General features: G+C 46.2%; 11 protein-coding genes and 1 pseudogene. 3 read left to right on the plus strand and 9 right to left on the minus strand.

All coding sequences use genetic code 11. The features are described 5' to 3' along the window. The 5 genes and pseudogenes from K4039_RS25780 to K4039_RS25805 form a co-directional block, all read right to left on the minus strand. A partial coding sequence (locus tag K4039_RS25780; RefSeq protein WP_265239358.1) for an ISAs1 family transposase occupies positions 1 to 721 on the minus strand: 721 nt, incomplete at its 3' end. 288 nt (positions 722 to 1,009) lie between these two features. Beyond that, positions 1,010 to 1,319: pseudogene (locus K4039_RS25790) on the minus strand (IS1 family transposase); the annotation flags it as partial. A gap of 313 nt (positions 1,320 to 1,632) precedes the next feature. Continuing rightward, complete coding sequence (locus tag K4039_RS25795) at positions 1,633 to 2,421, minus strand: PspA/IM30 family protein (protein WP_265239359.1); 789 nt, start codon at positions 2,419 to 2,421, stop codon at positions 1,633 to 1,635. Between the two features lie 297 nt (positions 2,422 to 2,718). Next, the gene (locus K4039_RS25800) at positions 2,719 to 3,423 is read right to left on the minus strand and encodes a PspA/IM30 family protein (protein WP_265239360.1); all 705 of its coding nucleotides are present in this window, start codon (positions 3,421 to 3,423) and stop codon (positions 2,719 to 2,721) included. 144 nt (positions 3,424 to 3,567) lie between these two features. Further along, positions 3,568 to 4,791 carry an SPOR domain-containing protein gene (locus K4039_RS25805; protein ID WP_265239361.1) on the minus strand — a complete coding sequence of 408 codons (1,224 nt, stop codon included), beginning with the start codon at positions 4,789 to 4,791 and terminating at the stop codon, positions 3,568 to 3,570. 704 nt (positions 4,792 to 5,495) lie between these two features. On the opposite strand from K4039_RS25805, the gene K4039_RS25810 reads away from it, so the two are divergent. Beyond that, positions 5,496 to 5,759, plus strand: a complete 264-nt coding sequence (locus K4039_RS25810; protein ID WP_265239363.1) for a hypothetical protein — start codon at positions 5,496 to 5,498, stop codon at positions 5,757 to 5,759. 162 nt (positions 5,760 to 5,921) lie between these two features. Here the strand turns inward: K4039_RS25810 and menB are convergent, their stop codons facing one another. Both menB and K4039_RS25820 read right to left on the minus strand, forming a co-directional pair. After that, positions 5,922 to 6,755, minus strand: a complete 834-nt coding sequence (gene menB, locus K4039_RS25815) for a 1,4-dihydroxy-2-naphthoyl-CoA synthase (RefSeq protein ID WP_265239368.1) — start codon at positions 6,753 to 6,755, stop codon at positions 5,922 to 5,924. A 257-nt stretch (positions 6,756 to 7,012) separates the two neighbouring features. Beyond that, entirely contained in the window at positions 7,013 to 7,609 is a 597-nt protein-coding gene (locus tag K4039_RS25820; RefSeq protein ID WP_265239364.1) for a TerB family tellurite resistance protein, read from the minus strand. Positions 7,610 to 7,857: 248 nt separating this feature from the next. On the opposite strand from K4039_RS25820, the gene K4039_RS25825 reads away from it, so the two are divergent. Further along, positions 7,858 to 8,295, plus strand: a complete 438-nt coding sequence (locus tag K4039_RS25825; protein WP_265239369.1) for a nucleoside deaminase — start codon at positions 7,858 to 7,860, stop codon at positions 8,293 to 8,295. Positions 8,296 to 8,562: 267 nt separating this feature from the next. Here K4039_RS25825 and K4039_RS25830 read toward each other — a convergent pair whose 3' ends face one another. Continuing rightward, positions 8,563 to 8,700 (minus strand): hypothetical protein, encoded by a 138-nt coding sequence (locus K4039_RS25830; protein WP_265239365.1) that lies wholly within the window; start codon positions 8,698 to 8,700, stop codon positions 8,563 to 8,565. Here K4039_RS25830 and K4039_RS25835 point away from each other — a divergent pair. Further along, positions 8,699 to 9,427 carry a 1-acyl-sn-glycerol-3-phosphate acyltransferase gene (locus K4039_RS25835; RefSeq protein WP_265239366.1) on the plus strand — a complete coding sequence of 243 codons (729 nt, stop codon included), beginning with the start codon at positions 8,699 to 8,701 and terminating at the stop codon, positions 9,425 to 9,427. The genes K4039_RS25830 and K4039_RS25835 overlap by 2 nt on opposite strands. Before the next feature lie 119 nt (positions 9,428 to 9,546). Here K4039_RS25835 and K4039_RS25840 read toward each other — a convergent pair. Next, positions 9,547 to 10,223: transposase (locus K4039_RS25840; protein ID WP_265239367.1), on the minus strand; the 677-nt coding region annotated here is incomplete at its 5' end.

Genomic DNA, 10,223 nt, shown 5'->3' on the forward strand with positions numbered 1-10,223 from the left:
CTGAGCGACCGTGATTGTTTTCTTGTTTGGGCGAATAAACCGTATGTGTAAAGCCAGAAAATCCTTGGCTAATTGCTTGTTTAAACAACTCCTCTACTCTGGCATATAGGGATGGCTGGTTCTTTTTTAAGGTGATTACGTAGTCTCCCCCCTGTTCAACAATTAACTTTACAATTGACCTCTGACAGCCCATCGCATCAATGGTGACAATGCTTCCATTTAATTCTAATACTTTTAATAAAGCCGGAATTACCGTAATTTCATTAGATTTTTTATCGACTTTAACTTGCCCTAAAACTAATCTTTGACTGGTTGCCCAAGCACTTACCATATGAATGGCTTTTTTGTCTCCTCCCCGATCGTAAGAATGGCGAAGAGTTTTGCCATCAACTGCGATCACTTCTCCTGGATTGAGGCAACTAATAGATTGAATCCAGTTCAAAAAACATTTCTGAAACTGTTCCGGCTTGAGGCGAGAAAATACTCGCGCAATTGTGTCATGTGACGGTATGCCATTCGGCAATTCTAAAAATTTATTTAACCATTCGTATTTAGAGTGACCGTAACTTTCGATATCCACCCATGTGTCAGCACCACAAATCACGGCACAAATTGAGATGGTAATAATATCAATTAATTGATGGCGTTTTGTTCGCTCAATTCTTGGGTCTTCTAAGTCGGCAAAATGGTCGGCAATGGTGATTTTAGGTTTGAGCTTCATAAGAACGAACTTTGATTAAATATTTGGTAGGCACTCAATAATCATTCTCCAATATACCAGGTTCTGCTAACATAAAATTTAGATGCGTTCGCCCTGAGTTGTAAACTAGCATTATAATGATGCACCAAACGCCAAAAATCAGCAATATGATTTTCCAATTTCTTAGAGAAGGATCAGCTCTTTCTCACCAACCTAGATATTCGTCGAATGGTGCAATTGAAGCGATCGATATAGCTCAACCACTATTTTTATCTACGATGACGTTTACTGGGCAATACAGTAGTGCTTTTATGTAAAGAATGGAGAAAATTGAGGCGGTTGAGCCTTCAGCATTGCTAATCTGATTTGGTGATTGTAGTCATGAATGAAGTTCCAAATAGCACCCTTGTGATTATCCAACTTCTTAGAAAACGATAACGTTTTCCTGACTAATCGCGAAATTCGCTGTCTGAGCGTATTATTCAATCTTTCAATGTAACTGGTTAATCCACTTTCCTTATCGACCGACTTATGCCGTTTACGGGCGTACAACCGCAGCATAGGCTTCCCAATGATCCGTATAAATCTTGGCGCATTGGCGATAGACACTCGGTAGGGAATCTCATGATGAGACTCCTCAAAAGACTGGCACAGAGCTCTTATCCTGCATCCTTTACATAAAAGCACTACCGTTATTTATACTGCTACGAGTAGCCAAGCCCGCGTAATGGCAAACAATAAAGTCACTTTATCACTTTTTTAAAGAATTAAATACTTAATTCAACATAAAGATACTTGACAGAATGCAAAATTTATGTATGGCTAGATTTTGGCTGAAAAAAGCTCCGACTTCCCCAAGCTAGCGCTATAGGTAGGCGGAGCATTCTATCAAAGCTATCATCTGAGAAATAGGTGAATTTTGATAGAAATTACTACATTTTATTGAGCTGCGATCGCAATTCTTCCAACTCAGCATCAATCACCGGACTCGCCTCCGAGGTACTAGGAGCAGCCGCAGTTTTACCCGCCGCCGGCAATTGACCTTGAGACACAGAACCTCCAGTCAGTTGAGCTTTCATCTGAGCTAACTCGTCGTCAACATCGCCACCGGCTTCGAGCGAGCGGAAAGCTGCTTCTAAATCGCTGCCGCCAGCCGCCAGTTCTGCTGAAGCTCCCGCGCGAGCTTCTATCTGCAAAACTTTTTCTTCCATGCGATCGAAAGCTGCCATTGAACTGCCAGTATTTAGGGAGCCAATGGTGTTGTTGAGCTGTTCCTGAGCCTTCGCAGCGGAAATTCTCGCCTTGAGCATATCCTTCTTCGTCTTAGCTTCGGAAATCTTGCTCTCCAAACCAATCAAGTTGCGCTTGAGGCTTTCCACCTGACCCGATTGCTGTTCTAGACTGGATTTCAGAGTAGCAGCCGTTTCAGCGTGAGACTTTTTGCGTACCAGAGCTTCGCGGGCCAAAGTCTCGTCTCCTTTTTGCAGGGCGAGTTGAGCGCGCTGTTGCCACTGGTTAGACTGGGATTCAGCTTGATTGTACTGAGTCTGGGTGCGCTTTTGAGCGGCGATCGCGCTGGCAACGGCTTGACGCAACTGCACCAAGTCTTCCTGCATATCCGTAACGGACTGTTCTAAAATCTTTTCCGGGTCTTCAGCTTTGTTGACCATATCGTTAAGATTGGCTCTGACGACTCGGCTAATGCGGTCAAATAATCCCATAATGCTATTTTTCCTGGTGAGGTGTACGAAGTAGGCGGAAAGCAGGCTTGATAGCGTTAGCCCGCGATGGTGAGACTCAGTTGGTCAGATTTTTAGTGCGATCGAGCCTTTGGCAATTTTGCAAACATATAAATACAGTTTAAAGCGATCGAGTCAGTGGTGCAGGCAAGCTGATTGATGCACCTATCTATTGAGTTTAACTTCGATCCGGGAATTCCCCAACACGCTTGTGAAGTATCTCTAGCTCCGCTGTTAAAAATTTTTTGCCTTCCCAACTATTGTGCTGCTGGTTCAGGTTCAGGATGCGGGCGGCTCGCCCGACGGCAATTTGGGTGTATTATTGCCCGGAAGCATTTGTGCTTTCATCGCCTGCAACTCGGCATCGACATCGCCAGCACCTTCGAGAGAGAGAAACTGCTTTTCTAAATCACTGGTTCCGAGTTCGGCGATGGCTTCGGAGCGAGCTTCTAGCTGCATGACTTTCTCTTCCATTTTTTCAAAAGCGCTCAAAGCGCTGCCGGTACTGAGATTTCCCATCATTTCTTGCAGCCTTTCCGAGGCTTTTGCCGATCGAGCCCTGGCAATATACATATCTTTTTTAGATTTTGCCTCAGAAATTTTACTTTCGAGCGATCGCATATTGTCTTTAAGCTGAGTCACAACAGCATTCTGCTGTCCGAGACTAGCTTTCATCGCCGTTGCCGTTTCTTGATAAGATTTCTTGCGCGTCAGAGCTTCCCGCGCCAAATTGTCCTCACCTTTTTGCAAAGCTAGCTGCGCCCGCTGATACCATTCTGTGGCTGTGGACTCAGCTTGCGAACACTGGCGTTCGGTGCGTTTTTGAGCGGCAATCGCCCCTGCTACAGCCTGTCTGAGCTGGATTAAATCTTCCTGCATATCCATTACAGCTTGTTCCAGAATTTTTTCTGGATCTTCGGCCGCCCCGATCAAACTGTTAATATTGGCTCGAATCACTCGCCACAGGCGATCGAATAATCCCATTTTACCTATCTCCCGATTTTCTTAAATTTTAGATTTAGGACTGGAAATTGACAATTTAAAAACCAATTTTGTGTTAGACAAAACATTGATCATTGTCTAGCTTTGTCTAACAATTTAGTGAATTTTTTTCACCCTTTACCTAGTTTATGGTTGATAGTATTGCGGCTTCACCCCTTTTGCTTGGAGTTCCTTTGCCAAACGTTCTGCTGAGGCAGCATCGTTCAAAGCCCCCATTTGAATTTTGACACCCTTTGAGAAGTTCCGCACGTAGGCATCAGGAACTGCGGTTTTGGCTTGTTGCAGCGATTTTTCATTGGTGTAATCGGTGACAACGTAATAGAAACCGTCGGCAGCCCGTGTCGGATTTCCTAGCGGGGCTGTTGCGGCCGGGGCTGCTGCTGCCGGGGCTGCTGTCGCCGGGGATGCGGTGGCAGGCTGGGCTGGGGAGGGTGTTGGAGGCAGTGTCGGCAGAGTAGGGACAGGCTGGGCGGCGCTGGGGCTGGGACTGGGAAGCAAAGCGCTACTCAGATTGTTGAGTCCTTGTTCCCTACCTCTGGCCGGGTTGCCGTCTTCTGTAGGAATCGGGACAGCGCCGATGGGGGCAGGAGGTGCTGCTGGATTGGGCGGGATTGATGCTTTTGGCGATGGGGAAGCAATCGGGCTGGCTGTCGGCTTGACATTGCTGAGAGTGCTCAAATCTAGCTCGACAAATTCTTTGGATGCCAGATTTGGAGCTTTTGGCAGTTCCTTGCTGCTGCTATCTATGGTTGTAGCTGGCGGACTTTCGTTGCCAGAGGGGGTTGTGCGATCGAGCAAACGATTCAGGCCTGCCATTTTAGCCAGACTTGACGGGTGCATAACTGCGTAACCCAAAGCTGTGCAGGACAGCAGAAACAGCAGCATCGAACTCAGTCCCAAGGGTGTTAACAGACTGGCGGCTAAACTCCGTTCTTCTGCGGGCTCGGCTTTTTGTTCATCCAAACTTTCGATCAATTTTTCGCTGGATTCGAGATAGTTGTTCGGTGCCAAGCCACTGCTAGATAATTTTGTGCCTCCCCTAGTAGTAGCTAGCGGGGCATCGCCCTGGATGCCGGCAAGAGATAGGGGCAGGGACAGCGGCTGCTGGGTTTCCTCCGCAGCCTGCGGCGGCAGGTTTTGGGCCTGCTGTTGCTCGGTTGTGCCTGTTTGCTTGCCGCTGCGAACTGATGGCGACACCCACTGTTCGGCGCGCCGCCTGTGCCTTCTGTACGTTGTCAGTTCTGCTTCTAGGTTTACATCCATACACCCCAGGACTGCTTGCAAAGCAGGCTTGATTGGGGTTGATGAGGATTGATGATTTGGGGATTCCACCGAAGAACGCTTACTCATTAGCAAAATTCCTACCGCCTGTGAATTGATTTTAATCTTTTGATTGTAGATAGGACTTACGCACTGTACAAATTTTCTTTGGTGTGCATAACAAGACTGCTTGATCTGCGCGATGCAGAAAGCAGCATCAACTAAAGCTTTTTCTCAAAATTTCTCAAACAATCTGGGAGAATGTATTTTAGTATACTTTTTTTGCTGTTGTATATTTGAACATTTGGGTAAGTGCGTAAGTCCTATGTAGAGATCAATAATAAGCTTTAAAACTTGCCTATTTGAGAATTAGCTGTTTTTGGCGTCAAGGCAACTGCTGCTCTTGAGCCTGCTGTCGATCGCCATTTGCGATCTTTTCATTTTTATTTTAAAACTTAATTGTTGCTTTGTCCCGGAAGCTGCTTATCCAGACTCTAACCAGATTTTTGCATCTGTAGCAACATTTTATTCATAACATCTCATCGTCGTTCGATATTTGTCGTTTTTATTGATCCCTGACAACTTTATCAACTTTTTACTGTATTTTTACCTACAAAATGAGTAAGGACTGAGCGAATTGTGTCTACATATAACGAAATTATAAATAAATTATAAAATTTGATTATGCTTTGGGGATCGCTACAACCCAGACTGCATAAAGGCTAGGATGCTCTAAAACCTGCTAGCTCCACACACGACAATTAGAGGTGAAACTGATTTACCCAAGAACTTTTATGAAAACCCCATTAACTTCAGCTTGCCGTCACTGCCGCCACTACACTCCTGAAGGGAGACGCGGGGGTGTTTGTACTCTGCTGAGCGTGCCGGTGCAAAGCCAGTGGAAATCTTGTTCTTTAGCGGTTTCGCCTTTTGGGCCATCTTGGGAAAACATCACAGAAATTGGACTGTGGCAAGAACCGATTGTTACTCTGCATGAGACCGCCGTCACTGTTTCTGAGCGTAATGCCTGCCAGTTGACAGGCCGGGCGTTAACCTAAAAATCTACAGTAGCAGTTTCGGTATAGTTCGTCCGCAGCAGGAAAACTCTACTCTACTGACGATTTTAGTCGATCGGGCAAATTCCGCTCATTCAACTCACAGCAATCAATAGCATCTGTAACTTGAATTAGGGAATCCCAAAAACTCATTTCTCGATCGAGCTACGGCAACCAAGGATATTCACTAAAATCCGGTTCCCGTTTCTCCAAAAAGGCTTGTTTGCCTTCGGCGCCTTCCTGGGTCATATAGTACAGCAAAGTGGCATTTCCAGCCAGTTCTTGCAGGCCGGCTTGACCGTCGCAGTCGGCATTAAAAGCGGATTTCAAACAGCGAATTGCGATCGGACTTTTTTCCAGAATTTCACCAGCCCACTGCATCCCTTCTTGTTCGAGTTGTTCCACGGGCACTACGCAGTTGACTAAACCCATTTCTAGAGCTTGCTGTGCGCTGTACTGGCGACACAAAAACCAAATTTCTCTGGCTTTTTTCTGGCCGACTACTCTGGCGAGATAGCTGGCTCCGAATCCACCGTCGAAACTGCCTACTTTTGGGCCGGTTTGTCCGAAAATGGCATTGTCTGCTGCGATCGTTAAGTCGCAAATTAAGTGTAAAACGTGACCGCCACCGATCGCATATCCTGCAACTAAAGCAATCACAACTTTGGGCATCGATCGAATCAACTTCTGCAAGTCGAGCACGTTCAACCGGGGTATACCACCTTCGTCTACATATCCCGCAGAACCTCGCACACTTTGGTCGCCGCCAGCACAAAAAGCGTATTTGCCGTCAGTATGAGGCCCCGCACCGGTAAAGAGGACAACGCCGATTTTTGTGTCTTCGCGGGCATCAGTAAAGGCATCGCACAATTCCTGCACGGTTTTGGGGCGGAAAGCGTTCCGTTTGTGAGGTCGATTGATGGTAATTTTGGCGGTGCCACCGCTTTTGTGATAGAGAATATCTTCGTAGGTTTTGGCGGTTTGCCATTCAATTTGCATATCAATCAAGTTTAAATTTGAGACCGAGTTGGAGCTATTCAGACAGCGATAATTCGCTTTTAGATTTTAGACGGATTCGGACGCATTTCCGGCAAAATAAACCGGGTTTTTACCGTTCTGGCGGGCTGTAACCTCTGTATTTTCCTGAAAAAACCCGGTTTCTGACCACTCGTGCGTCCGCGAATTAATTGAAAAAGCGTCAAATTTTTTTCCTCGTGTCTCACTCTTTTACAGCGAAACAATTTAAATGCGGTGGATTACTGACGCTGCAAAAGACTCAGCAGGTGCTTTGCTGCTTTGGCAAATACTGGATCGCGGGAGGAGAATTCGCTTGGTGCGAGTAAAGCTTGAACTTCGACAAAAGCTTCTGAGTCGAGTTCTCCTTCTTTGGTAAACAAAGTGTCTACGACTGCTATGTGTCTGGGGTCGAGGCCGAGCCGGTTTGCGATCGACTGTAGGTACATTTGCTCCCGCAGGTCGATGTGTCCGTCTACCGCTGACATTTCGTAGCCGGAACCGATCAGCAACAGTTTTTCTGATTCTGAAAAGAAAGCTGTCAGGGTTAGCAGTTCCGTAGGGTTGAAGTAAACCTGCTGTTTGGAGACTCCTTTGACAAGGCGCTGAATTAGTTCTATCCGATGGGGATCGCCAGCAGCAAAGGCTTTTAGCGTCTTTTGCAGCCGTTCTTCTTCTTCAACTGCGATCGTCCTGTCAATAATCATCACTCCCCGCAGGATGGCAATCAGAGCAGTCACAAACACTACCAAAGGAGTGATATCTTGTTCGCGGAGCTTTTGGCGGCTAATCCGGGACAACAGCTCAACAACTTCAGTGCTAATCAGGGTGGTGTCCATAATTCAAAATTACTCTCGATGGGATTGTGGTGTAACTTTATTTATCGATCTTAAGTGTTTTTAGCTAGGCAAGTATGCCATAAATTCCCTAAAAAATTTGTTTTCTTAGCGATCGCACTTAATTCTCTCCACAGCAAGTGGATAAGTAAGACTATATTAAATGTTTTCAGTTACTTAGGTATACCGTGAATTTGCCAACAGAGCCGTTGTCTATTAGTGATTCTAATTATGCTATTCACCAACGCTGGATGACTAGGGCTGTGGAACTGGCACAAGCAGCGGGTGATGCGGGTGAAGTGCCCGTAGGTGCTGCCATTGTTGACGGTGCTGGCAAATTGATTGCCGAAGCGCAAAATCGGCGAGAGCGAGACTGCGATCCGACTGCTCATGCTGAAGTATTGGCGCTGCGGGCGGCGGGCAAGGTTTTGCAAGATTGGCATCTCAACCAATGCACGCTCTACGTGACGCTGGAGCCTTGCCCGATGTGCGCTGGTGCGATCGTCCAAGCTCGGATCGGTCTACTGGTATATGGTGCAGATGACCCGAAAACTGGCACAATTCGGACGGTGGCTAATATTCCAGATAGCGCGCCTTCGTGTCACCGATTGGAGGTGCTAGGCGGTATTATGGAGTCTGTTTGTCGATCGCAGTTGCTGTCTTGGTTTGAAGCCCGCCGGAAAATTTGACAGGTAAAAGTTTGGACTGATACTTTTCGACAATGTTGGTTTGCGATCGCACTGGTGGTCAAAAACCGGGTTTGATGGAGGAAAATACCTCGTTGCAGCCCGCAGATGCGGTCAAAAACCCGGTTTATTGGGTCGAAGTGCATCTAAGACTGAATGTTTAATCGAACTTGGCTAATTAGCTGAAATAATAGATGAGTAATTGCCCGATCTTTCCAGGTGGTTGACGAATCTGCTTTTCTGCTGTCTGGTTAGCTAAGGTTTTATCAGTTACAGATTATCTGTGTTGGGGACGATCGGGCGATCGGCAAAATGCCAATAGCAAAAGTGTCCCCATCGAAAGACTAAAGATTTGCCAAGCAACATATCTTTAGACTCTATATATCGATAAAGCAGGGTAATTGCCATGCGCCATACTGCCGCGATCGCCATTGAGTCCAGTAAATCATATCTAGTGAAGCCAATGCCTGCCAAGGTAGCATCTAATACCTCTCGCGTTTCTCCTTGGTTAACCTCCTTGTTCTATCCGCTAGGTCACCATATTGTCCTACCGTTTTATTTTGGCAAGATTGAGATAACCGGACAGGAACACTTGCCGAAAGATGGGCCTGTCATCTTAGCCCCGACGCATCGCTCCCGGTGGGATGCCCTGATGATGCCCTATTCAACGGGACAGAAGGTGACTGGACGCGATTTGCGGTTTATGGTAACTGCTGATGAAGTCAAAGGAATGCAAGGTTGGTTCATCAGACATTTGGGAGGCTTTGCTGTCGATATCAAGCATCCAGCAGTTAGCAGTCTTCGTTACGGTGTGGAGTTGCTTCTCGATAAGCAAATGTTGGTGATTTTTCCTGAAGGTGGGATTTTTCAGGATGGCGAAGTTCACCCTCCCAAGGCTGGATTGGCTCGTTTAGCCATGCAAGCGGAGTTGAGCAAACCGGGTTTGGGGGTGAAGATTGTACCGATGAGTATTCGTTACCGCCCGCGTATTCCTCGATGGGGTTCTCAGGTGAAAATTGCGATCGGCGCTCCGATTTTGGTGGCAGATTATGTTAATGGTGGTAGTGGCAAAAAAGAAGCAAAATTGTTGACGGCTGAACTCGAAATGGCTCTTAAAACTCTTGATGACAGTTGACAGTTAATAGTTGACAGTTGGCAGTTGGCAGTTGGCAGTTGGCAGTTGACAGTTGATAGTTGGCAGTTGGCAGTTGGCAGTTGACCGAAGGAATAAGTAATTTTGACAACTCCCCAGCCCTAAAGGGACGGGGATTCATAAGACCATAATTTAAGTCTTACAGGTGCTGACAAATCACCCCTACCAACTCCACTTAGATCGAGTCCAAGTATTGTTGCTACTTTGCGACCAATGTTTGCACAGCCATTGCAATCTGCATTAATTAGCCACCCCTTCGCCGTCCGATATAATCCACGTTTAATTCTTGTTCCAGAAGCTTTCCACCCTTCGGGTTTTGCACCGAATTTAGGCAGTTCGTCACCATCAATAAACGAAGTTTTTGATGTATAGGATTCTTCAGTTTCTACAAATTTGATTCCATACTGTTCGCACAGTTGAGCAATTCGATCTTTTAACCTACCCGTGGGAATTTGAACAAATTTTTGATTCGTCTTTGTACCTAGGTTGATCGAATTTTTCTGATTTTTGTTCCATCCAAATATGACTGTACTAATCTTGGACGATACACAATGATTGATGACCTTACGAGCAGCTTTATTAACCGCATCCCGCATTGTTCTATTTCTGTTTTCGGTCAGCCGTTCCAGTCTTTTAGACCAGAATCCGTTGTCTTTTCCAGACATCAAGGTTGCCACTCGTTTGTTGTAACCTTGGTTGATAGACTTTAGATGTCTTCCGTCTACGATGAATGAAGTCCCAATATTGCTAACACAAGTTATCCAGTTGTCCATCCCAT

The organism is Lyngbya sp. CCAP 1446/10, assembly GCF_026130175.1.
Lineage (GTDB): Bacteria > Cyanobacteriota > Cyanobacteriia > Cyanobacteriales > Microcoleaceae > Microcoleus.

Coding starts and splice junctions, on each gene's coding strand:
- K4039_RS25830 (WP_265239365.1), bottom strand. CDS start 8,700: ATGGCAATTACCCTGCTTTATCGATATATAGAGTCTAAAGATATGTTG.
- K4039_RS25800 (WP_265239360.1), bottom strand. CDS start 3,423: ATGGGATTATTCGATCGCCTGTGGCGAGTGATTCGAGCCAATATTAAC.
- K4039_RS25805 (WP_265239361.1), bottom strand. CDS start 4,791: ATGAGTAAGCGTTCTTCGGTGGAATCCCCAAATCATCAATCCTCATCA.
- menB (WP_265239368.1), bottom strand. CDS start 6,755: ATGCAAATTGAATGGCAAACCGCCAAAACCTACGAAGATATTCTCTAT.
- K4039_RS25820 (WP_265239364.1), bottom strand. CDS start 7,609: ATGGACACCACCCTGATTAGCACTGAAGTTGTTGAGCTGTTGTCCCGG.
- K4039_RS25825 (WP_265239369.1), top strand. CDS start 7,858: ATGACTAGGGCTGTGGAACTGGCACAAGCAGCGGGTGATGCGGGTGAA.
- K4039_RS25795 (WP_265239359.1), bottom strand. CDS start 2,421: ATGGGATTATTTGACCGCATTAGCCGAGTCGTCAGAGCCAATCTTAAC.
- K4039_RS25810 (WP_265239363.1), top strand. CDS start 5,496: ATGAAAACCCCATTAACTTCAGCTTGCCGTCACTGCCGCCACTACACT.
- K4039_RS25835 (WP_265239366.1), top strand. CDS start 8,699: ATGCGCCATACTGCCGCGATCGCCATTGAGTCCAGTAAATCATATCTA.